This is a genomic window from Caldimonas thermodepolymerans, from assembly GCF_015476235.1.
GTDB lineage: Bacteria > Pseudomonadota > Gammaproteobacteria > Burkholderiales > Burkholderiaceae_C > Caldimonas > Caldimonas thermodepolymerans.
On record NZ_CP064338.1, the window covers coordinates 924,027 to 944,716 of the forward strand.

At 70.5% G+C, this 20,690-nt stretch carries 21 protein-coding genes; 19 read left to right on the plus strand and 2 right to left on the minus strand.

Annotation, left to right across the window (positions count from 1 at the left end; all coding sequences use genetic code 11):
- Nucleotides 1–12 precede the first annotated feature (12 nt).
- From IS481_RS04530 to IS481_RS04550, 5 genes are read left to right on the plus strand one after another with little or no spacing between them, the layout of a single operon-like run.
- Nucleotides 13–735, plus strand: coding sequence for a class I SAM-dependent methyltransferase (locus tag IS481_RS04530; protein WP_104356199.1), 723 nt, complete (start codon nt 13–15; stop codon nt 733–735).
- The gene (locus tag IS481_RS04535; RefSeq protein WP_104356060.1) at nt 732–1,898 is read left to right on the plus strand and encodes a DegT/DnrJ/EryC1/StrS family aminotransferase; all 1,167 of its coding nucleotides are present in this window, start codon (nt 732–734) and stop codon (nt 1,896–1,898) included. The genes IS481_RS04530 and IS481_RS04535 overlap by 4 nt, the downstream gene beginning before the upstream one ends.
- A 10-nt stretch (nt 1,899–1,908) precedes the next feature.
- Complete coding sequence (locus tag IS481_RS04540) at nt 1,909–2,511, plus strand: sugar transferase (protein WP_104356061.1); 603 nt, start codon at nt 1,909–1,911, stop codon at nt 2,509–2,511.
- On the plus strand, nt 2,508–4,382 hold the full coding sequence (locus IS481_RS04545) for a polysaccharide biosynthesis protein (RefSeq protein ID WP_104356062.1): 1,875 nt from the start codon (nt 2,508–2,510) through the stop codon (nt 4,380–4,382). Before IS481_RS04540 ends, IS481_RS04545 begins: the two co-directional genes overlap by 4 nt.
- A gap of 52 nt (nt 4,383–4,434) precedes the next feature.
- The gene (locus IS481_RS04550; protein ID WP_104356063.1) at nt 4,435–5,889 is read left to right on the plus strand and encodes a DEAD/DEAH box helicase; all 1,455 of its coding nucleotides are present in this window, start codon (nt 4,435–4,437) and stop codon (nt 5,887–5,889) included.
- Nucleotides 5,890–5,916: 27 nt separating this feature from the next.
- On the opposite strand, the gene IS481_RS04555 is transcribed toward IS481_RS04550, so the two are convergent.
- Nucleotides 5,917–6,687, minus strand: a complete 771-nt coding sequence (locus tag IS481_RS04555; protein ID WP_104356064.1) for an SAM-dependent methyltransferase — start codon at nt 6,685–6,687, stop codon at nt 5,917–5,919.
- A complete protein-coding gene (locus IS481_RS04560; protein ID WP_104356065.1) occupies nt 6,684–7,313 on the minus strand; it encodes a Maf family nucleotide pyrophosphatase in 630 nt (209 codons plus the stop codon). The genes IS481_RS04555 and IS481_RS04560 overlap by 4 nt, the downstream gene beginning before the upstream one ends.
- 57 nt (nt 7,314–7,370) lie before the next feature.
- Here IS481_RS04560 and IS481_RS04565 point away from each other — a divergent pair, with 57 nt between their 5' ends.
- The 14 genes from IS481_RS04565 to lepA all read left to right on the plus strand — a co-directional run bounded on the left by IS481_RS04565 (nt 7,371) and on the right by lepA (nt 20,688).
- Nucleotides 7,371–7,949, plus strand: a complete 579-nt coding sequence (locus IS481_RS04565; RefSeq protein WP_104356066.1) for a YceD family protein — start codon at nt 7,371–7,373, stop codon at nt 7,947–7,949.
- A 142-nt stretch (nt 7,950–8,091) separates the two neighbouring features.
- On the plus strand, nt 8,092–8,274 hold the full coding sequence (rpmF, locus tag IS481_RS04570; RefSeq protein ID WP_104356067.1) for a 50S ribosomal protein L32: 183 nt from the start codon (nt 8,092–8,094) through the stop codon (nt 8,272–8,274).
- Nucleotides 8,275–8,442: 168 nt separating this feature from the next.
- Nucleotides 8,443–9,555 (plus strand): phosphate acyltransferase PlsX, encoded by a 1,113-nt coding sequence (gene plsX / locus IS481_RS04575; RefSeq protein ID WP_104356068.1) that lies wholly within the window; start codon nt 8,443–8,445, stop codon nt 9,553–9,555.
- Nucleotides 9,552–10,541 (plus strand): beta-ketoacyl-ACP synthase III, encoded by a 990-nt coding sequence (locus tag IS481_RS04580; RefSeq protein ID WP_104356069.1) that lies wholly within the window; start codon nt 9,552–9,554, stop codon nt 10,539–10,541. Before plsX ends, IS481_RS04580 begins: the two co-directional genes overlap by 4 nt.
- Before the next feature lie 66 nt (nt 10,542–10,607).
- Nucleotides 10,608–11,546, plus strand: a complete 939-nt coding sequence (gene fabD / locus IS481_RS04585) for an ACP S-malonyltransferase (protein ID WP_104356070.1) — start codon at nt 10,608–10,610, stop codon at nt 11,544–11,546.
- On the plus strand, nt 11,543–12,292 hold the full coding sequence (fabG, locus tag IS481_RS04590; protein ID WP_104356071.1) for a 3-oxoacyl-ACP reductase FabG: 750 nt from the start codon (nt 11,543–11,545) through the stop codon (nt 12,290–12,292). The genes fabD and fabG overlap by 4 nt, the downstream gene beginning before the upstream one ends.
- Before the next feature lie 136 nt (nt 12,293–12,428).
- Nucleotides 12,429–12,668 carry an acyl carrier protein gene (gene acpP, locus IS481_RS04595; RefSeq protein WP_047196359.1) on the plus strand — a complete coding sequence of 80 codons (240 nt, stop codon included), beginning with the start codon at nt 12,429–12,431 and terminating at the stop codon, nt 12,666–12,668.
- Nucleotides 12,669–12,711: 43 nt separating this feature from the next.
- Entirely contained in the window at nt 12,712–13,956 is a 1,245-nt protein-coding gene (gene fabF, locus IS481_RS04600) for a beta-ketoacyl-ACP synthase II (RefSeq protein ID WP_104356072.1), read from the plus strand.
- A gap of 46 nt (nt 13,957–14,002) precedes the next feature.
- Nucleotides 14,003–14,467, plus strand: coding sequence for a hypothetical protein (locus IS481_RS04605; protein ID WP_104356073.1), 465 nt, complete (start codon nt 14,003–14,005; stop codon nt 14,465–14,467).
- Nucleotides 14,464–15,069 carry an RNA polymerase sigma factor RpoE gene (gene rpoE / locus IS481_RS04610; protein WP_104356074.1) on the plus strand — a complete coding sequence of 202 codons (606 nt, stop codon included), beginning with the start codon at nt 14,464–14,466 and terminating at the stop codon, nt 15,067–15,069. Before IS481_RS04605 ends, rpoE begins: the two co-directional genes overlap by 4 nt.
- A 15-nt stretch (nt 15,070–15,084) precedes the next feature.
- Nucleotides 15,085–15,765, plus strand: coding sequence for a sigma-E factor negative regulatory protein (locus tag IS481_RS04615; protein WP_104356075.1), 681 nt, complete (start codon nt 15,085–15,087; stop codon nt 15,763–15,765).
- Nucleotides 15,766–15,769: 4 nt separating this feature from the next.
- On the plus strand, nt 15,770–16,798 hold the full coding sequence (locus tag IS481_RS04620) for a MucB/RseB C-terminal domain-containing protein (RefSeq protein ID WP_232529460.1): 1,029 nt from the start codon (nt 15,770–15,772) through the stop codon (nt 16,796–16,798).
- A gap of 58 nt (nt 16,799–16,856) precedes the next feature.
- A complete protein-coding gene (locus IS481_RS04625) occupies nt 16,857–18,326 on the plus strand; it encodes a DegQ family serine endoprotease (protein ID WP_104356077.1) in 1,470 nt (489 codons plus the stop codon).
- A 553-nt stretch (nt 18,327–18,879) separates the two neighbouring features.
- Entirely contained in the window at nt 18,880–20,688 is a 1,809-nt protein-coding gene (gene lepA, locus IS481_RS04630) for a translation elongation factor 4 (RefSeq protein WP_104356078.1), read from the plus strand.
- Nucleotides 20,689–20,690: the final 2 nt, after the last annotated feature.

Consider the following 20,690-nt stretch of genomic DNA (forward strand, 5'->3'; position numbering starts at 1 on the left):
GAGGGGCTGGCCATGTCGTCGCACGATCCGACCTCCGCGCCGCACGACGAAGCCGCGGCCGTGCGGGAGCGCTACGCGCGCCGTCCTGCGGGCGACTGGCGCTACAGCCTGCTCAATCCGCCGGCGCTGCTGGCCGCGCAGGAGCGCCAGCGCGCGATCGCGCGCCGCCTGCTGGCCCAGGGCTGGCGCGATCCGGCGCCGCTGCGGCTGGTCGAGGTCGGCTGCGGCAACGGGGCCAACCTGCTGGAGCTGCTGCGCATGGGCTTCGTGCCGGAGCACCTGTTCGGCATCGAACTGCTGCCCGACCGGGCCCGCGAGGCGCGTCACGTGCTGCCGCCGGCGGTCGAGGTCCACTGCGCCGACGCCACCGAGGCGCCCGACCTGCTGGCGCAGGACAGCCAGGACATCGTCTACCAGGCCACCGTGTTCTCTTCGCTGCTCGACGACGACTACCAGCAGCGCCTGGCCGACGTGATGTGGCGCTGGGTGAAGCCGGGCGGTGGCGTGCTCTGGTACGACTTCACCGTGGACAATCCGCGCAACCCGGACGTGCGCGGAGTGCCGCTGCCGCGCGTGCGGGAGCTGTTCCCGCAAGGGCGGCTGCAGGCCGAACGCCTGACGCTCGCCCCGCCCGTCGCCCGCGCGGTGACCCGCGTGCATCCCGCGCTGTACACCCTGTTCAACCGCTGGCCGCTGCGCACCCACGTGCTGGCCTGGATCGAGAAACCGAGATGAGTGCCGAGCCCTTCCTCCCCTTTGCGCTGCCCGAGATCGGCGAGGAGGAAATCGCCGAGGTCGTGGACACGCTGCGCTCGGGCTGGATCACCACCGGTCCCAAGGCGCGCCGCTTCGAGGCGGCCTTCGTCGACTACCTGGGCGGGCCGGGCACCGGGCTGCACGCGATCGCGGTGAACTCGGCCACCGCCGGCCTGCACCTGGCCCTGGAGGCCCTGGGCATCGGCCCCGGCGACGAGGTCGTCACGACCACCCACACCTTCACCGCCACCGCCGAGGTGGTGCGCTACCTGGGGGCCGACGTGGTGCTGGTCGACATCGACCCGGCCACGCTGTGCATCGACCCGGCCGCGGTGGAGGCGGCCATCACGCCGCGCACCAAGGCCATCGTGCCGGTGCACTACGGAGGGCTGGCGGCGGACATGCCGCGGCTGCTGGACATCGCCGCGCGCCACGGCCTGAAGGTGGTCGAGGACGCGGCGCACGCGCTGCCCGCGACGGTCGGCGGGGCGCTGGTCGGCACGCTCGCGTCGGACGCCACGGTGTTCAGCTTCTACGCCAACAAGACCATCACCACCGGCGAGGGCGGCATGCTGGTGACGCGCGACGCGGAGCTGGCGCGGCGTGCGCGCGTGATGCGCCTGCACGGCATGAGCCGCGACGCCTTCGACCGCTTCACCGCCAAGGTGCCGAGCTGGTACTACGAGATCGTCGCCCCGGGCTTCAAGTACAACCTGACCGACATCGCCGCCGCGCTCGGCCTGCACCAGCTGCGCCGCGCCGACGCGTTCCAGCAGCGCCGCGCGGCGATCGCGCGCCGCTACGGCGAGCTGCTGCAGGGGCTGCCGCTGCGCCTGCCGCCGCAGGCGCCGCCGGGCGAGCGCCATGCCTGGCACCTCTACCCGGTGCGCCTGGCCGACGACGCGCCGCTGCCCCGCGACGCCGTGATCGAGCGGCTGTTCGAGGCCGGCATCGGCTGCAGCGTGCACTACATCCCGCTGCACCTGCAGCCGTACTGGCGCGACCGCTACGGCCTGGTGCCCGAGCAGTTCCCGCACAGCCAGCGCTTCTACGAGCGCACGCTGAGCCTGCCGATCTACACCCGCATGAGCGATGCGGACGTGCAGCGGGTGGCGCAGGCGCTGCACCGCATCCTGGGTTGAACGCCGCCGCATGGGCAAGCGCCTGTTCGACCTCGTCGTTGCCGCGGCCGGCCTGCTGCTGCTGTGGCCGCTGTTCGCGCTCATCGCGCTGGCGATCAGGCTGGACAGCCCCGGGCCGGTGTTCTTCCGCCAGGAGCGCGTCGGGCGCCACGGCGTGCCGTTTCGCATCCACAAGTTCCGCACCATGGTCGCCGACGCGCCGGTGCGCGGCCGCGAGCTGACCGTCGGCGACGACCCGCGCATCACCCGCGTCGGGGCGGTGCTGCGCCGCTACAAGCTCGACGAGCTGCCGCAGCTGATCGACGTGCTGCAGGGCACGATGAGCCTGGTCGGCCCGCGTCCCGAGGTGCCGCGCTACGTGCAGCTCTACCCGCCCGCGCTGCGCGAGAAGGTGCTGTCGGTGCGGCCCGGCATCACCGACCTGGCCTCGATCGAGTACCGGCGCGAGAGCGAGCTGCTGGCGCGCTCGGACGACCCCGAGCGCACCTACGTGCAGGAGGTGCTGCCGCACAAGCTGCAGTACGCCGCGCAGTACGTCGAGCATGCGACGTTGTGGACCGACCTGCGGCTGCTGGCGCGCACGCTGCGGGTGCTGTGGGGAGGCGGGACATGACGCGCCTGTGGTTGCGGCTCGATGCCCTGCTGGCCCGCCTGCGCCGCTGGCGGCAGCCGCTGGTGATGGCGGTCGACGGCCTGGTCGTCGCGCTGTGCTGGAACGTCACCTACCTGTTCCGGCTCGGCTTCGAGCGCTGGATCAGCGCCCGCCCCGGTTACGACCCCTGGGTGATGCTGGGGCTGGTCGTGCTGTACCTGGCGGTGTTCCGGCTGTTCGGCGTGCCGCGCGGCATGTGGCGCTTCTCGGGCTTCGGCGAGGTCAAGCGCCTGGCCCTCGGCTGCTTCGTCGCCGGCCTGGTCGGCGCGGTGGTGGTTCTGATGGCGCAGCTGCGCGAGGTGCCGCGCGCGGTGCTCGCGCTGCACCCGGTGGTCGCGCTGATGGGGCTGTGCACCGTGCGCATCGGCTACCGCATGCTGTACGAGCACATGCGCGCGCGCCTCGCCGGCCCCCAGGGGGAGCCGCGCCGCGCGCTGGTGCTGGGCGCCGGCGAGGCGGCACGGCTGCTGCTGGCCGGCGTGCAGCACCAGGGCTACCTGATCCTCGGGCTGCTCGACGACGACCCGGCCAAGCAGCAGGCGCGCATCGGCGGCGTGCCGGTGCTGGGGCCGCTGCGCGACCTGCCGCGCCACGCTGCGCGGCTGGGCGCGACCCACGTGATCGTCGCGATGCCTTCGCTGCGCCTGGCCGAGCGGCGCCGCGTGATCGAGCAGGCGGCGCAGACCGGGCTGCCGGTGCTCACCGTGCCCTCGGCCGAGGAGCTGCGCGAAGGCTCGCAGGTCAGCCGCGTGCGCGAGATCGAGCCGGAGGACCTGCTCGGCCGCGAGCCGGTGACGCTGGACGAGGGTGGCATCTCGGAATGCCTCAACGGCCGCACCGTGCTGGTCACCGGCGCGGGCGGCAGCATCGGTGCCGAGCTGTGCCGCCAGGTGGCGCGCTACGGGCCGGGCCGGCTGGTGCTGTACGAGCTGAGCGAATACGCGCTGTACACGATCGAGCAGGAGCTCGGCCGGCAGTACCCGCACCTGGACCTGGTGCGGGTCATCGGCGACGTGAAGGACCTCGCCCACCTGCGCCGCACCTTCGCCGCCTGGCGCCCGCAGGTGGTGTTCCATGCCGCGGCCTACAAGCACGTGCCGCTGATGGAGGAGGAGCACAACACCTGGGCCGCGCTGCAGAACAACGTGCTGGGCACCTGGCGCACCGCGACCGCCGCGGCCGAGGCAGGCGTCGAGCGCTTCGTGCTGATCTCCACCGACAAGGCGGTCAACCCCACCAGCGTGATGGGCGCCACCAAGCGCGCGGCCGAGATGATCGTCTCGCACTACGCCGGCCAGGTGCCCGGCACCCGCTACATCGCGGTGCGCTTCGGCAACGTGCTGGGCTCCAGCGGCAGCGTGATCCCCAAGTTCAAGGAGCAGATCGCGCACGGCGGCCCGGTCACCGTGACCCACCCGGACATGATGCGCTACTTCATGACCATCCCCGAGGCGGCGCGCCTGGTGATCCAGGCCGCGGCGATGGGCGAGGGCGGGCAGGTGTTCGTGCTCGACATGGGCGAGCCGGTGCGCATCGTCGACCTGGCGCGCCACCTGATCCGCCTGGCCGGCCACGCGCCGGAGGACATCCCCATCGTCTACACCGGGCTGCGTCCCGGCGAGAAGCTCTACGAGGAGCTGCTGGCCGACTCCGACGCCACCGTGCCCACGCCGATCGCGCGCCTGCGCATCGCCCGCCTCGAGCACCGGCCAAGCGAGGCGCTGCCCGCGGCGCTGGAGGAGGCCGCCGGGCTGGTGTCGGACGCGCAGGTGCGGCGCTGGCTGTGCCGGATCGTGCCGGAATACCGGCCGTCCCGGGTGCCTCCGGGGTGAACTGCGCGGTTTCCAGGCGTTTGTCAAGCGGGTGGACGATAATCATCGGCTTATGACCGAAGTGACCCCACAAGCTCCCGTTCCGGGCGGAGACTTTTCCACCCTCCCTCTCGGCCCTGCGTTGCAGCGTGCCATCGCCGAGATGGGCTACACCAGCATGACGCCGATCCAGGCCAAGGCCATCCCCGTGGTCCTGAGCGGTCGCGACGTCATGGGCGCGGCGCAGACGGGGACCGGCAAGACGGCCGCCTTCTCGCTGCCGCTGCTGCAGAAGATGCTCCGGCACGAGAACACCAGTGCCTCGCCGGCACGGCACCCGGTGCGTGCGCTGGTGCTGGCGCCCACCCGCGAGCTGGCCGACCAGGTCGCCGTCAACGTGAAGGCCTACGCCAAGTACACCCAGCTGCGCGTGGCCTGCGTGTTCGGCGGCATCGACATGGCGCCGCAGACGGCCGAGCTGCGCCGCGGCGTCGAGGTGCTGATCGCCACCCCCGGCCGCCTGCTGGACCACATCCAGGCGCGCAACTGCACGCTCAACCAGGTCGAGTACGTCGTGCTCGACGAAGCCGACCGCATGCTGGACATCGGCTTCCTGCCCGACCTGCAGCGCATCCTGAGCTACCTGCCCAAGCAGCGCCAGACGCTGCTGTTCTCGGCCACCTTCTCGCCCGAGATCAAGAAGCTGGCGCAGAGTTACCTGCAGGACCCGGTGCTGGTCGAAGTCGCGCGTCCCAACGCCACCGCGACCACGGTCGAGCAGCGCTTCTACAGCGTCGACGACGACGACAAGCGCCGCGCGCTGCGCCAGCTGCTGCGCGAGCGCTCGCTGTCGCAGGCCATCGTGTTCGTCAACTCCAAGCTGGGCGCCGCCCGCCTGGCGCGCGCGCTGGAGCGCGACGGCCTCAGGACCGCCGCGCTGCACGGCGACAAGTCGCAGGACGAGCGCCTGAAGGCGCTCGAGGCCTTCAAGCGCGGCGAGGTCGAGCTGCTGGTGGCCACCGACGTGGCCGCGCGCGGCCTGGACATTGCCGACCTGCCGGCGGTGTTCAACTTCGACATCCCGTTCAACGCCGAGGACTACGTGCACCGCATCGGCCGCACCGGCCGCGCGGGCGCCTCGGGCCTGGCGATCTCGTTCGTCACGCGCAGCGACCAGCGCCAGGTCGCCGAGATCGAGAAGCTGACCAAGAAGAAGATCGAGATCGAGCCGCTCGAGCTGGAGGACGACCGCCCGCGGCGTCCGCGCCGGCGCGAGGACGAGGCCGAGGGCGAGGGCGAGCGCTCCGAGCCGCGCCGCAGCAGCCGCGCGCCGGTCGTGCCGGCCGCGCCGCCTGTGCCCGACGACCCGATCTTCTCGCGTCCCTACGAGGCCGATCCGGCCGCCGCCCCCGGCTGGGAGAAGCAGCCGGCCACGCCGGCGCCGGCGGTGACGCGCTCGCTGTCGCCCTACATCAAGCCCAAGCGCAAGGTGCCGGTGCTGCTGGGCGGCGCCGGCCGCAAGGTCTGAGGCGCTGAGGCAGCGCCGCGGCGGCCCTCAGCCGCCGTGGATCGCGAACACGGCCGGGATGTCCGCGGGCAGCCCCGGCCGTTCCAGTTTCCAGCGCTGCACGCTCTGGCTGCGGTTCCAGCCGCCGGCCAGCGTCAGCCCGCAGGCGACCGACAGGCGCGTGTCCGGCCGCAGGTGCGCGAGCAGCGCCTGCATCAGCGCCGGGTTGCGGTAGGGCGTCTCGATCATCAGCTGGGTCTGCCCGGTGCGCCGCGCCAGCGCCTCCAGCTCGCGGATGCGCGCCGCGCGGGCGCCGTCCTCGACCGGCAGGTAGCCCACGAAGGCGAAGCTCTGCCCGTTCATCCCGCTGGCCGCCAGCGCGAGCAGCAGCGAGGAGGGCCCCACGAGCGGCACCACCGCGATGCCCAGCTCGTGGGCGCGCCGCACCACCTCCGCGCCGGGGTCGGCCACCGCCGGCATGCCCGCTTCCGACACCAGCCCGACGTCCTGCCCCTGCACGGCCGGGGCCAGCAGCGCGTCCAGCACCTCGGGCGGGATCGTGCGGGTGCCCCCCTTGGGCGGGCGCGGCAGCTCGCGGATCGCCAGCGTCTGCAGCGGCTGCTGCAGCGGCACGACCGCGTGCACGCGCTTGAGAAAGGCGCGTGCGGTCTTCGCGTTCTCGGCGATCCAGGCCGGCAGGCGCGCGGCGGTCTCCAGCACCTGCTGCGGCAGCACCTCGGTCAGTGGCGGCGGGGACGCGTCGGCGCGCAGCGTCCCGAAGTCCAGCGGGACCGGCACCAGGTACAGCCGCCCCGTCATCGCGCGGCCGGGGCGGCGAGCGCGTCGATGCCCGCTTCGCGCAGCATCGCGCAGGTGCGGATCAGCGGCAGCCCGACCAGCGCGGTCGGGTCGTCCGACTCGATCGCCTCGAGCAGCGCGACGCCCAGCCCTTCGGACTTGGCACTGCCCGCGCAGTCGTAGGGCTGCTCGGCGCGCAGGTAGTTCTCGATCTCGGCGTCCGACAGCGCGCGAAAGCGCACCGTCACCGGTGCCAGCTGGACACGCTCGAAGCCGGTGGCCTGGCAGACCACCGCCACCGCGGTCTGGAACACCACCGCCTGGCCGCTCATCTCGCGCAGCTGGCGCACCGCGTTGTCGTGCGTGCCCGGCTTGCCGATCGGCCGGCCGGCGAGGTCGGCCACCTGGTCGGAGCCGATCACCACCGCATCGGGGTGCAGGGCCGCCACCGCGCGGGCCTTGGCCAGCGCAAGCCGCTGCGCCAGCGCCGCGGGCGCCTCGCCGTCGTCGGGGGTTTCGTCGACCTGCGGCGAGACCACGTCGAACGGCAGGCGCAGGCGCTCGAGCAGTTCGCGGCGGTAGCGCGAGGTCGAGCCGAGGATCAGGCGCCGCGGCGTCGCCGCGGCGGAAGCAGAGTGCAACACCATGGCCGCGATTGTCTCGCACGGCCGCGGGGAAGGCGTCGCCCGCTACACTGCCCGGACATGAAAGCGAAGGAATTCAATCCGCTGCGGCTGGACGTGCAGGTGTTCGCCCGCGAGGGCGGCGCGCTGCAAGGTCAGTGGCCGCTGGAGGAACTGCCGCGGCTGGCCTCGTCGCAGCACGAGGAGGCCGCGCCTGCCGGCCGGCAGGTCGCCTGGTCGGCCGAGGGCGAGCGCGTCGAGCGGCTGGGGGCCGAGGCCCAGACCTGGCTGCACCTGAAGGCCCGAGCCACGGTGGCGCTCGAATGCCAGCGCTGCCTGCAGCCCGTGGAGGAAGCGCTCGAGGTCGAGCGCAGCTTCCGCTTCGTGCACGGCGAGGCCGAGGCCGAGGCGCAGGACAGCGACAGCGAGGAGGACGTGCTCGCGCTCACGCGCGCGCTGGACCTGCGCGAGCTGGTCGAGGACGAGCTGATCCTGGCGCTGCCGATCGTGCCACGCCACGACGCCTGCCCGGTGCCGCTGCCGATGGCGGCGGAGGATGACCCCGAGCCCGAGGCGCCTGCCGAATCCGAGGCCCGGCCCGAACAGCCCAACCCGTTCGCGGTGCTGGCGCAGCTGAAGAAAGGCCGCTCGTCGTCCTGAGTCCTCGCCCCCGGGCCGGCAATGCCGGTCGTGACGAAGCGGGATGCGACTTTCGTCGCCGCCCCGCGCCGCACAGCAACCCCCGACTGGCCGGGCGCCCGCGCGCAATGCTAGAATCGCGGGTTTTCCCAAGGAGCGAGCCATGGCCGTTCAACAGAACAAGAAGTCGCCGTCGAAGCGTGGTATGCACCGTGCCCACCAGCACCTGGTCAACCCGCCGACCGCGATTGAGCCCACCACCGGCGAAACCCACCTGCGTCATCACATCAGCCCGACCGGCTTCTACCGCGGTCGCAAGGTGCTGAAGACCAAGGCCGACGCCTGACCGGTTCGTCCGTCGTGACGGCCGGGCGGCGCGCTGTCGCTGCCTCGCGATGCCGAGGAGGTTGCCGCGGTGCGGCCGCCTGCGCTGTCGTTGCCTGGCTGCGCCGGGCTGCCTTAAGCTGCGGCCCCGTCAGCGCCGGCAACGAGCGTCGGCCCTGCGTCACAAGCGATGAATCTCTCTGCTGATCAGTCTGCGCGGGCGGCGTCGCGCGTCGTCCGCATCGCCGTCGATTGCATGGGTGGCGACCACGGTCCTTCCGTGACGCTGCCGGCCTGCCGGGCCTTCCTGGCCGCCCATCCCGAGGCGGAGCTGTTGCTCGTCGGTCGTCCCGAGGCCCTGGAGGCCGCGCGGGACTGGCCGCGCTGCACCATCGTGCCTGCCAGCGAGGTCGTCGAGATGGACGACCCGGTCGAGATCGCCATGCGGCGCAAGAAGGATTCGTCCATGCGCGTGGCGATCAGCCAGGTCAAGCCGGGCGAGGACGGCACCGCTGCTGCCGACGCCTGCGTCTCGGCCGGCAACACCGGCGCCCTGATGGCGGTGTCGCGCTACGTGCTCAAGACCCTGGACGGCATCGACCGCCCGGCGATCGCCACCGTGATGCCGAACCAGAAGGACGGCTACACCACGGTGCTGGACCTCGGCGCCAACGTCGATTGCGAGCCGGAACACCTGCTGCAGTTCGCCCTGATGGGCAGCGCGCTGGTGTCGGCCGTGCAGGGCAAGTCCCAGCCCACGGTGGGCCTGCTCAACATCGGCGAAGAGGTCATCAAGGGCAACGACACCATCAAGAAGGCCGGCGAACTGCTGCGATCTGCGGCCAACCGCGGCCATCTGAACTTCTGCGGCAACGTCGAGGGCAACGACATCTTCACCGGCCGGGCCGACATCATCGTCTGCGACGGCTTCGTGGGGAACGTGGCGCTGAAGACCGCCGAGGGGCTGGCGGCGATGCTGTCCAGCTTCATCAAGCAGGAGTTCACCCGCAACATCTTCACCAAACTTGCGGCGATCGTTGCGCTTCCTGTCCTAAATCGCTTCAAAAACCGGGTTGACCACCGCCGCTACAACGGCGCCGCGCTGCTCGGCCTGCGCGGCCTGGTGTTCAAGAGCCACGGTTCGGCGGACGCGTTCGCGTTCGAGCAGGCCCTCAATCGGGCGTATGATGCGGCCCGAAACCGGTTGCTCGACCGGGTCCATGACCGGATCGTCGAAACCCTGCAGGCCTTGCCCGCCGTGGCGCCTGCCGACTCCCAGATCCCGGTCGCCAAGACTGCATGACCGATTTCACGCCCAGATATTCCCGCATCACCGGGACCGGCAGCTACCTGCCCCCCCGGCGCGTGACCAACGCCGAATTCGCTGCCGAACTGGCCCAGCGCGGGATCGAGACGTCCGACGCCTGGATCGTCGAGCGCACCGGCATCCGGGCGCGCCACTTCGCCGATGCGCACGTCACGTCCAGCGACCTGGCGTTGCAGGCCGCGCGCCATGCGCTGGAGGCGGCAGGCCGCCGCGCCGACGAGATCGACCTGATCATCGTTGCGACGTCCACCCCCGACATGGTGTTCCCGTCGACCGCCTGCCTGCTGCAGCAGAAGCTGGGCGTGCACGGCTGTCCGGCGTTCGACGTGCAGGCGGTGTGCTCGGGCTTCGTCTACGCGCTGACGGTCGCCGACGCGATGATCCGCACCGGGGCGGCCAGCAAGGCCCTGGTGGTCGGCGCCGAAGTGTTCTCCCGCATCCTGGATTTCAATGACCGCACCACCTGCGTGCTGTTCGGCGACGGGGCCGGCGCGGTCCTGCTGGAAGCCAGCGACACCCCCGGCATCCTGGCCACCGAGCTGCATGCCGACGGCCGCCATGTCGGCATCCTGTGCACCCCGGGCAACGTGTCCGGCGGCAAGGTGCTGGGCGATCCGCTGCTCAAGATGGACGGCCAGGCCGTGTTCAAGCTTGCGGTGCGCGTGCTCGAGGAAGCCGCCCGTGCGGTGCTCGCCAAGGCCGGCCGCAGCGACGCCGACATCGACTGGCTGATCCCCCACCAGGCCAACATCCGCATCATGCAGGGCACCGCGAAGAAGCTGCACCTGCCGCTGGAGAAGCTGGTGGTGACGGTGGACGAGCACGGCAACACCTCGGCCGCCTCGATCCCGCTGGCGCTCGACCAGGCCGTGCGCAGCGGCCGCATCCAGCGCGGCGACACCCTGATGCTCGAAGGCGTGGGCGGCGGCTTCACCTGGGGCGCCGTGCTGCTCGACTGGTGAACGCGGTGGCAGCCGCCCGCGCAGCGCCCTGACTCCGATTTCCCATCCTCAGATCCGAAACCCGAGATGAGTGCATTCGCGTTCGTGTTCCCCGGCCAGGGGTCCCAGTCGGTCGGCATGCTCGATGCCTGGGGCGACCATCCGGTCGTGCGCCAGACCCTGCAGGAGGCCTCCGAGGCGTTGGGGCAGGACGTCGCCCGCCTGATCGCCGAAGGTCCGAAGGAAGAGCTGGACCTGACCACCAACACCCAGCCGGTGATGCTGGCCGCGGGCGTGGCCTGCTACCGTGCCTGGCTGGCGGAGACCGGCCGTGAGCCCGCGGTCGTGGCCGGCCATTCGCTCGGCGAGTACACCGCGCTGGTCGCCGCCGGCGCGCTGCGGTTCGCCGACGCGCTGCCGCTGGTGCGCTTCCGCGCCCAGGCGATGCAGGAAGCCGTGCCCGTGGGCGCCGGCGGCATGGCCGCGATCCTGGGCCTGGACGCCGCCGAGGTGCGTGCCGGCTGCGAGGAGGCCGCCGCCGCGGCCGGCGAGCCGGTGGAAGCCGTGAACTTCAACGATCCCAAGCAGACCGTGATCGCCGGCACCAAGGCCGCGGTCGAGAAGGCCTGCGAGGTGCTGAAGGCGCGCGGCGCCAAGCGCGCGCTGCCGCTGCCGGTGTCGGCGCCGTTCCACTCCAGCCTGATGAAGCCGGCCGCCGAGCGGCTGCGCGAGCGCCTGGCCATGACCGCCTTCGAGGCACCGCGCCTCCCGGTCGTCAACAACATCGACGTCAAGGTCGAGACCGATCCTGCGGCGATCCGCGACGCCCTGTACCGCCAGGCCTTCGGCCCGGTGCGCTGGGTCGAGACCGTGCAGGTGCTCAAGGCGCGCGGTGTCACGACGGTGGTCGAGTGCGGGCCGGGCAAGGTGCTGGCCGGCATGGTCAAGCGCATCGACGGCGAGCTGCAGGTCGGCAACGTGTTCGATCCGGCCTCGCTGGCCGAGGTGAAGGGGCTGCTGCAATGAACGAGATGCAATTCGAGGGACAGGTCGCGCTGGTCACCGGCGCGAGTCGCGGCATCGGCCGTGCCATCGCGCTTGAACTGGCGCGCAAGGGGCTGAAGGTCGTCGGCACCGCCACCACCGAGGCGGGCGCGCAGGCCATCAGCGAGGCGCTGGCCGCCCATCCGGGCTGCAAGGGGGCCTGCCTGAACGTCAACGACGCCGCCGGCGTCGAGGCGCTGGTCGAGGCGATCGGCAAGGAGCACGGCGCGCTGCACGTGCTGGTCAACAATGCCGGCATCACGCGCGACACGCTGTCCATGCGCATGAAGGACGAGGACTGGGACGCGGTGCTCGACACCAACCTGAAGGCCGTGTTCCGCCTCAGCCGCGCCGTGATCCGCCTGATGATGAAGCAGCGCTACGGCCGCATCGTCAACATCACCTCGGTCGTCGGTGCCAGCGGCAACCCGGGCCAGGCCAACTACGCGGCGGCCAAGGCCGGCGTGGCCGGCATGACCCGCGCGCTGGCGCGCGAGCTGGGCAGCCGCGGCATCACCGTCAACTGCGTGGCGCCCGGCTTCATCGAGACCGACATGACCAAGGCGCTGTCGCAGCAGCAGACCGACGCCCTGATGGCGCAGATCCCGCTCGGCCGCCTGGGCCGCCCGGAAGACATCGCGCACGCCGTGGCCTACCTGGCCTCGCCGCAGGCCGGCTATGTCACCGGCGTCGAGCTGCACGTCAACGGCGGCATGTACATGAATTGATTCCCGAGGCCGCGATTTGCGCGGCATCGGCCGGTTGGTGCCCGTTCCGGAATGCCGGCAGGTGGGGGTTTAGAAGTTCGCTCCCCATCGGTCGTAGAATCACGGGCTGTTTTCTGAAACCCCTCCTGGAGGAGTCATGAGCGATATCGAAGCACGCGTCAAGAAGATCATTGCCGAGCAACTCGGCGTGGCCGAGTCGGAAGTCACCAACGAGAAGGCTTTCGTGGCCGATCTGGGCGCTGACTCGCTCGACACCGTCGAACTCGTGATGGCGCTGGAAGATGAATTCGGCATCGAAATTCCCGACGAGGAAGCCGAAAAGATCACCACCGTCCAGCTCGCCATCGACTACGCCCTGAAGCACCAGAAGGCCTGATCGGCTTTCCTGGTTTCTCCCCGCTCCCTTTTCATCCCTTCGCATGAGCCGTCGTCGTGTCGTCGTGACCGGCCTGGGACTCGTCACCCCTGTGGGCAACACGGTGGCGGAGTCCTGGTCGAACCTGCTTGCCGGCAAGTCCGGCATCGACCACATCACCAAGTTCGATGCATCGAACCTGGCCTGCCGCTTCGCCGGCGAGGTCAAGGGCTTCAACATCGAGGAGTACATCCCCGCCAAGGAAGCCCGGCACATGGACACCTTCATCCATTACGGGCTGGCGGCGTCCATCCAGGCGATCCGCGACGCGGGCCTGCCGACCGGTGACGCGCTGAGCGAGGAGATGGCCGAGCGCATCGGCTGCCTGGTGGGCTCCGGGATCGGTGGCCTGCCGCTGATCGAGGAGACGCATGCCGAACTGATGCAGCGCGGTCCGCGCCGCATCTCGCCCTTCTTCGTGCCGGCATCGATCATCAACATGATCTCCGGCCACGTGTCCATCATGTACGGCTTCAAGGGGCCGAACCTCGCGATCGTGACGGCCTGCACGACGGGCCTGCATGCGATCGGCGAGGCGGGTCGCCTGATCGAATACGGCGACGCCGACGTGATGATCGCGGGCGGGGCCGAATCCACCGTCTCGCCGCTGGGCATCGGCGGCTTTGCCGCGGCCCGCGCGCTGTCGACGCGCAACGACGATCCCAAGACGGCCTCGCGCCCCTGGGACAAGGACCGCGACGGCTTCGTGCTCGGCGAGGGCGCCGGCGTGGTGGTCCTCGAGGAATACGAGCACGCGAAGAAGCGTGGCGCGAAGATCTACGCGGAGCTGGCCGGCTTCGGCATGAGCGCCGACGCCTACCACATGACCGCCCCCAACGTCGACGGCCCGCGCCGCTCGATGCAGGCGGCGCTGCGCAACGCCGGGGTCCATCCCGACCAGGTGCAGTACCTGAACGCACACGGCACGTCCACGCCGCTGGGCGACGTCAACGAGACCAACGCCATCAAGCTGGCCTTCGGCGACCATGCCCGCAAGCTGACCGTCAACTCGACCAAGTCCATGACCGGCCACCTGCTCGGCGGCGCGGGCGGCATCGAGTCGGTGTTCACGGTGCTGGCGGTGTATCACCAGGTCTCGCCGCCCACCATCAACATCTTCAACCAGGATCCGGAGTGCGATCTCGACTACTGCGCCAACACGGCGCGCGAGATGCGCATCGACGTGGCCCTGAAGAACAACTTCGGCTTCGGCGGCACGAACGGCTCGCTGGTCTTCAAGCGGGTCTGATCCTTCCTTCTTCCGGCGCCGCATGCGCACGGCCCCCGCTCTGCAGGTGACCGTCGCTCGCTACGGCCTCTGGCGCGGCGCGCTGCTGGGGCTGGCGGTGGCTGCGACCGCCGCGGTCGCCCTGTGGTGGGCCACGGCCGGCGTGCCGGCCGCCGCCGGCGCGTCCGTGCTGCTGGGCACGCTGCTGTTGTCCGGCTGGCTGCTGCGCGCCGAATGGCGCCGCCCGCCCTGCGTGCTGCGCTGGGACGGCCAGTGCTGGCACTGGGGGACGCCCGGCGCCCCGGCCGCCCGGCACGGCAGCGGCCGCGTCGTGGTGACGCTGGACCTGGGATCCTGGATGCTGCTGCGGCTGGTCCCCGACGGGGCTGACCGCCGCCGGCGCGCCCGCGCTGCCTGGCTGCCGGTACAGGCCCGGGGCCTGGAGCCTCACTGGCACGCCCTGCGCTGTGCGGTATATTCGCCCACGCCCGCGGCCACCTCGGCCGGCCCCGCAACTTCCCCCCACGCATGAGCGCTGACGCCGATGCCCTGCTGATTGAGCGCGTCAAGCGCGGTGACCAGAAAGCCTTCGAGCTGCTGGTGATCAAGTATCAGCGCAAGATCGAGCGTCTGATTGCCCGCATGGTGCGTGACACCGACCTGATCCAGGACATCGCCCAGGAGACCTTCCTGCGCGCGTACCGGGCCTTGCCGCAGTTCCGGGGGGACAGCGCCTTCTACACCTGGCTGTACCGGATCGCCGTCAACACGGCCAAGAAAGCCCTGGTCGAGCTCAAGCGCGACCCGCTCGTGACGGAATCCGCACGTTCTGCCGGCGGCGACGAGGAGGAAACTTCCCGGGTGGAGCGCGAACTAAGCGATGGTGAAACGCCGGAGGCGGTGATGGCCAGCAAGGAGATCGCGGCCACCGTCAACGCGGCGATCGAAGCCCTGTCGGAGGACCTCCGCCAGGCCATCACGCTGCGCGAGATCGAAGGCCTGAGCTACGAAGAGATCGCGGAAGTGATGAATTGCCCGATCGGCACGGTGCGCTCGCGCATCTTCCGCGCGCGGGAAGCCATTGCCGAGCGGCTGCGTCCCCTGCTGGACACGCCGGACGGCAAGCGTTGGTGACTTGAGGAGTTGGTGATGACGACCGAACGGTGGGGTGATTCCGGTGTCGACCTGCAACGCAGGCAGCTGCTGTCGGCCCTGTGCGACGGCGAGGCTGGCGCCGAGGACCTCCAGGCCGTGCTGGCTGCCTGGCGCAACGATCCTGCGGCCCGGGCGGCCACCTGTGAAACCTGGCACGCCTACCACCTGATCGGCGACGTGATGCGTTCCGAAGACCTCGCGGGCACCGGACGTGACGACGTGTTCCTGAGCCGCCTGCGCGAACGCCTGGCGGACGAGCCGGTGGTGATCGCGCCGGCGGCGGCCGAGCGTGCGGCCGGCCGCACGGACGCTGCCGCGCGCGTGCGCCGCCGTGCATGGACGGCGCCGGTGGCGGCGGCTGCGGGCGTGGTCGCCGTGGCCGGCGTGCTGGTGGTGACCCGGATGGCGGACACGCCGACCGCAGCCCCGGCGGCCACGACCGTGGTGCAGGCCGCGCCCGCGGCCACCGCCGTGACGGCCGTCGCCGCGTCGGCGGCGGCCCCTGCGGCATCGAGCGGCGCCGAGCAGATCGTCGTGACGGCCAACGGGCCGCTGATCCGCGATGCCCGCCTGGAGCAGTACCTGACCGCGCACCGGCAGTTCGGTGGCAGCTCGGCCCTGGGCGTGCCGTCGGGCTTCCTGCGCGGCGCCACCTATGAAGGCCCGGATCGCTGATCGGATGAAATACATGCAATGGCGCTGGTTGGCCCCGTGGCTGGGGTGGGGGATGCTGGCCTTCGCGAGCTGCGCCGCGATCGCCCAGCCGCAGGAGCCGGCGGTGCTCGACGGCAACGAGGTGCGCACCTGGTTGCTGCGCATCCATGACGCCTCGCAGAAGCGTAACTTCCAGGGCACCTTCGTCGTCAGCGCCGGCGGGCAGGTGGCCAGTTCCCGCATCGCGCACTACTGCGAAGGGGCCAACCAGTACGAGCGCATCGAATCGCTCGACGGCCAGATGCGCCGCGTGTTCCGCCACAACGACCTGGTCGCGACGCTGTGGCCCAACTCCCGGGTCGCGGTGCTGGAGCACCGCGAGACGCTGGGCACCTTCCCGGCGCTGCTGCACCACGACGGCGACCGGCTGGCCGAGCACTATGAGGTGCGCCGGCTGGGCGTGGACCGCGTGGCCGGCCACGAGGCCGACGTGCTGCTGGTCAGCGCCCGCGACCCGTACCGCTACGGCTACCGCCTGTGGGCCGAGAAGGGCAGCGGCCTGCTGCTGCGTGCCGAGGTGCTGGGCGAGGCCGACGAGGTGCTCGAATCCTCGGCCTTCTCGGAGGTGTCGATCGGCGTGAAGCCGCAGCCGCAGGCGGTGATCCGCTCGATGAAGAAGCTCGACGGCTACCGCGTCAACCGTCCGGTGCTGAGCAAGACCCACCACGAGGCCGAAGGCTGGACCTTCCGCCAGCAGGTGCCCGGGTTCCGCCACGTGCACTGCGTCAAGCGCACGCTGACGAGGCCGGATGCCGCCTCGGGCGAGGAGGTCGAGCGCGAGATCCTGCAGACCATCTTCTCCGACGGGCTGGCGCACGTCTCGGTGTTCGTGGAACCCTATGACCCCGCCCGGCATCGCAAGGAGATGCAGATGAGCATGGGCGCCACGCAGACCCTGATGCGCCGCCACGGGGACTGGTGGGTGACGGCGGTCGGGGAAGTGCCGCCGGCCACGCTGCGCATGCTGGTGCAGGGCCTGGAGCGCAAGCCCTGAGCCTGCCTGCGCATTCCGGTGCCGCGCTCGTCGCGGCATCTTTCCGTTGAGGTGATCGATGACTGCAAGAATCCATACAACTGGACGGTTTCGTCATGTGCTGACCGCGCTGCTGGCCGGGGCCTGCCTCGCGCTGGCGCAGCCGGCGCCAGCCCAGTCCACCGGCCGCGACCTGCCCGACTTCACGGTGCTGGTCGAACAGGTGGGCCCCTCGGTCGTGAACATCCGCACCAGCGCGCGCGTGAGCACGCGGCAGTACCCGGGACCGCAGATGGACGAGGAGATGCAGGAGTTCTTCCGGCGCTTCTTCGGCATCCCGTTTCCCGGCCCGCGGGTCGACCCGCGCCGCCAGCAGCGGCCCGAGCAGGAAGAGCTGGTGCCGCGCGGCGTGGGCTCCGGCTTCGTGATCACCTCCGACGGCTACATCATGACCAACGCCCACGTCATCGAGGGCGCCGACGAGGTCTACGTCACGCTGACCGACAAGCGCGAGTTCAAGGCCAAGGTGGTCGGCTCGGACAAGCGCACCGACGTGGCGGTCGTGAAGATCGACGCGACGGGCCTGCCGGCGGTGAAGATCGGTGACGTCGGCAAGCTCAAGGTCGGCGAGTGGGTGATGGCGATCGGCTCGCCGTTCGGGCTGGACAACACCGTCACGGCCGGCATCGTCAGCGCCAAGCAGCGCGAGACCGGCGACTACCTGCCGTTCATCCAGACCGACGTCGCGATCAACCCCGGCAACTCCGGCGGCCCGCTGATCAACCTGCGCGGCGAGGTGGTGGGCATCAACTCGCAGATCTACAGCCGCTCGGGCGGCTTCATGGGCATCTCGTTCGCGATCCCGATCGACGAGGCGATGCGCGTGGCCGACCAGCTGCGCACCACCGGCCGCGTGATCCGCGGACGCATCGGCGTGCAGATCGACCAGGTCACCAAGGAGGTGGCCGAATCCATCGGCCTGGGCAAGCCGGTCGGCGCCCTGGTGCGCAGCGTCGAGGACGACGGCCCGGCGGCCAAGGCCGGCCTCGAGGCAGGCGACATCATCACGCGCTTCGACGGCAAGACCATCGAGCGGGCCTCCGACCTGCCGCGCATCGTCGGCAACACCAAGCCGGGCAGCAAGGTCACGGTGCAGGTGTTCCGGCGCGGCAGCTACCGCGACATCCCGGTCACGGTCGGCGAGTTCGAGCCCGAGCGCAGCGCCAGCGCCGGCACGCCCGAGCCGCGCCCGGGGGGCGCGCCGCTGGCCGCGGCGCAGGACCTGGGCCTGGCAGTGGCCGACCTCACGCCCGCGGAGCGGCGCGAGCTGGGCCTCAAGGGCGGCGTGCGCGTCACCGCCGCCGACGGCCCCGCCGCGCGTGCCGGCCTGCGCGAGGGCGACGTGATCCTGGCGGTGGCCAACGTCGAGGTGCAGGACGTCAAGCAGCTCGAGGCCGTGCTGCGCAAGCTGGACAAGGGCAAGCCCTTCAACGTGCTGTTCCGGCGCGGGGAATGGGCCCAGTACGCCGTGATCCGGCCGGCGCGCTGACCGGTCCGCAAGGCCCCTGCGCAGGGGTCCCGGGAGAACCCGGCAACCAACTAGGTTGTCGGGTTTTTTCATGTGCCAAAAAGTGCGCGCGACAGGCGGGGTCTGGGCGGTGTTGATAAGTCTGTCCGTGAGCGCCCACAAACATCGGGTCGATGCCGGCGATTGCCGGTACATTTCGATAAAATCCGGGCGTCGCGCAGCCCTTTGTCGTTGGACCGCGACGGTAGTCCCGCCCGTTTGAAACTATCCCCAGGCCATCCACATGCGTCTGTGGATAAACTGTGGAAAGTTTTCCCTGTTGGCACGGTGCAACGTCGGCGAAGCAAGCACTGGTGCGGTTTTCAGCGGGGGGTATTTGGCTACAATGGAGGTCCAACAAAGCAGTTGCCATACCTTTTTGTTGGAAGGCGCGTCGCCGGTTGACGCGCCTTTTTTTTAGGCTCCGGCCCGCCTGTGGCGCGAAGGCAGGGCAGGGGCCGCACGGCATGGCGCACCGCCGCGGCCGCATCGACGATCGATGCCGCAGCGGCGGTGGAGCACTCGACCCGCTTTCATGAACCACATCCGCAACTTCTCCATCATTGCCCACATCGACCATGGCAAGTCGACGCTCGCCGATCGCCTGATCCAGCGCTGCGGGGGCTTGAGCGACCGCGAGATGGAAGCGCAGGTGCTCGACTCGATGGACATCGAGCGCGAACGCGGCATCACGATCAAGGCACAGACCGCGGCGCTGCAGTACACCGCACGCGACGGCAAGGTCTACAACCTGAACCTGATCGACACGCCGGGGCACGTGGACTTCAGCTACGAGGTCAGCCGCTCGCTGTCGGCCTGCGAGGGCGCGCTGCTGGTGGTCGACGCCAGCCAGGGCGTCGAGGCGCAGACGGTGGCCAACTGCTACACCGCGATCGAGCTCGGCGTCGAGGTGGTGCCGGTGCTCAACAAGATGGACCTGCCCCAGGCCGACCCGGACCGGGCCAAGGGCGAGATCGAGGACGTCATCGGCATCGACGCGAGCGACGCCATCCCCTGCTCGGCCAAGACCGGCGAGGGCATCGACGAGATCCTGGAGGCCATCGTCACGCGCATGCCGCCGCCGCGCGGCAACCCGGACGCCCCGCTGCGCGCGGTGATCATCGACTCCTGGTTCGACAACTACGTCGGCGTCGTGATGCTGGTGCGGGTGGTCGACGGCCAGCTGAAGAAGGGCGACCGCATCAAGATGATGGCGACCAACGCCGCCTACAACGCCGAGCAGCTGGGGGTGTTCACGCCCAAGTCGGTGCAGCGCGAGTCGCTGCAGGCCGGGGAGGTGGGCTTCGTGATCGCCGGCATCAAGGAGCTGCAGGCGGCCAAGGTGGGCGACACCCTCACCCACGAGAAGAAGACGCCCAACTGCCTGGGACCGGCCAGCGAGCCGCTGCCCGGCTTCAAGGAGATCCAGCCGCAGGTGTTCGCAGGCCTGTACCCGACCGAGGCGAGCGAGTACGACCAGCTGCGCGACGCGCTGGAGAAGCTCAAGCTCAACGACGCCTCGCTGCGCTTCGAGCCGGAGGTCTCGCAGGCGCTGGGCTTCGGCTTCCGCTGCGGCTTCCTGGGCCTGCTGCACATGGAGATCGTGCAGGAGCGCCTGGAGCGCGAGTTCGACCAGGACCTGATCACCACCGCGCCCAGCGTGGTCTACGAGGTCGAGCTCAACGACGGCACGGTGATGCAGGTCGAGAACCCGTCGAAGATGCCCGACCCGGGCCGCATCCGCGAGATCCGCGAACCCATCGTCACGGTGCACCTGTACATGCCGCAGGAGTACGTCGGCCCGGTGATGACGCTGGTCAACCAGAAGCGCGGGGTGCAGGTCAACATGGCCTACCACGGCCGCCAGGTCATGCTGACCTACGACATGCCGCTGGCGGAGATCGTGCTGGACTTCTTCGACAAGCTCAAGAGCGTCTCGCGCGGCTACGCCTCGATGGACTACGAGTTCAAGGAGTACCGTGCGGCCGACGTCGTCAAGGTCGACATGCTGATCAACGGCGAGCGCGTCGACGCGTTGTCGCTGATCGTGCACCGCAGCCAGGCCCAGCACCGCGGCCGCGAGGTGGCGGTCAAGATGCGCGAGATCATCCCGCGCCAGATGTTCGACGTGGCCATCCAGGCCGCCATCGGGGCGAACATCATCGCCCGGGAGACCATCAAGGCGCTGCGCAAGAACGTGCTGGCAAAATGCTACGGCGGTGACATCACCCGCAAGCGCAAGTTGCTGGAAAAACAAAAAGCCGGCAAGAAACGGATGAAGCAGATCGGCACCGTGGAAGTGCCGCAGGAAGCCTTCCTGGCCATCCTTCAAGTCGACGACTGATC

Excerpts from the sequence above, each read along its gene's own strand:
- IS481_RS04530 (WP_104356199.1), top strand. The coding sequence starts at position 13 with ATGTCGTCGCACGATCCGACCTCCGCGCCGCACGACGAAGCCGCGGCC.
- IS481_RS04535 (WP_104356060.1), top strand. The coding sequence starts at position 732 with ATGAGTGCCGAGCCCTTCCTCCCCTTTGCGCTGCCCGAGATCGGCGAG.
- IS481_RS04540 (WP_104356061.1), top strand. The coding sequence starts at position 1,909 with ATGGGCAAGCGCCTGTTCGACCTCGTCGTTGCCGCGGCCGGCCTGCTG.
- IS481_RS04545 (WP_104356062.1), top strand. The coding sequence starts at position 2,508 with ATGACGCGCCTGTGGTTGCGGCTCGATGCCCTGCTGGCCCGCCTGCGC.
- IS481_RS04550 (WP_104356063.1), top strand. The coding sequence starts at position 4,435 with ATGACCGAAGTGACCCCACAAGCTCCCGTTCCGGGCGGAGACTTTTCC.
- IS481_RS04555 (WP_104356064.1), bottom strand. The coding sequence starts at position 6,687 with ATGACGGGGCGGCTGTACCTGGTGCCGGTCCCGCTGGACTTCGGGACG.
- IS481_RS04560 (WP_104356065.1), bottom strand. The coding sequence starts at position 7,313 with ATGGTGTTGCACTCTGCTTCCGCCGCGGCGACGCCGCGGCGCCTGATC.
- IS481_RS04565 (WP_104356066.1), top strand. The coding sequence starts at position 7,371 with ATGAAAGCGAAGGAATTCAATCCGCTGCGGCTGGACGTGCAGGTGTTC.
- rpmF (WP_104356067.1), top strand. The coding sequence starts at position 8,092 with ATGGCCGTTCAACAGAACAAGAAGTCGCCGTCGAAGCGTGGTATGCAC.
- plsX (WP_104356068.1), top strand. The coding sequence starts at position 8,443 with ATGAATCTCTCTGCTGATCAGTCTGCGCGGGCGGCGTCGCGCGTCGTC.
- IS481_RS04580 (WP_104356069.1), top strand. The coding sequence starts at position 9,552 with ATGACCGATTTCACGCCCAGATATTCCCGCATCACCGGGACCGGCAGC.
- fabD (WP_104356070.1), top strand. The coding sequence starts at position 10,608 with ATGAGTGCATTCGCGTTCGTGTTCCCCGGCCAGGGGTCCCAGTCGGTC.
- fabG (WP_104356071.1), top strand. The coding sequence starts at position 11,543 with ATGAACGAGATGCAATTCGAGGGACAGGTCGCGCTGGTCACCGGCGCG.
- acpP (WP_047196359.1), top strand. The coding sequence starts at position 12,429 with ATGAGCGATATCGAAGCACGCGTCAAGAAGATCATTGCCGAGCAACTC.
- fabF (WP_104356072.1), top strand. The coding sequence starts at position 12,712 with ATGAGCCGTCGTCGTGTCGTCGTGACCGGCCTGGGACTCGTCACCCCT.
- rpoE (WP_104356074.1), top strand. The coding sequence starts at position 14,464 with ATGAGCGCTGACGCCGATGCCCTGCTGATTGAGCGCGTCAAGCGCGGT.
- IS481_RS04615 (WP_104356075.1), top strand. The coding sequence starts at position 15,085 with ATGACGACCGAACGGTGGGGTGATTCCGGTGTCGACCTGCAACGCAGG.
- IS481_RS04620 (WP_232529460.1), top strand. The coding sequence starts at position 15,770 with ATGAAATACATGCAATGGCGCTGGTTGGCCCCGTGGCTGGGGTGGGGG.
- IS481_RS04625 (WP_104356077.1), top strand. The coding sequence starts at position 16,857 with ATGACTGCAAGAATCCATACAACTGGACGGTTTCGTCATGTGCTGACC.
- lepA (WP_104356078.1), top strand. The coding sequence starts at position 18,880 with ATGAACCACATCCGCAACTTCTCCATCATTGCCCACATCGACCATGGC.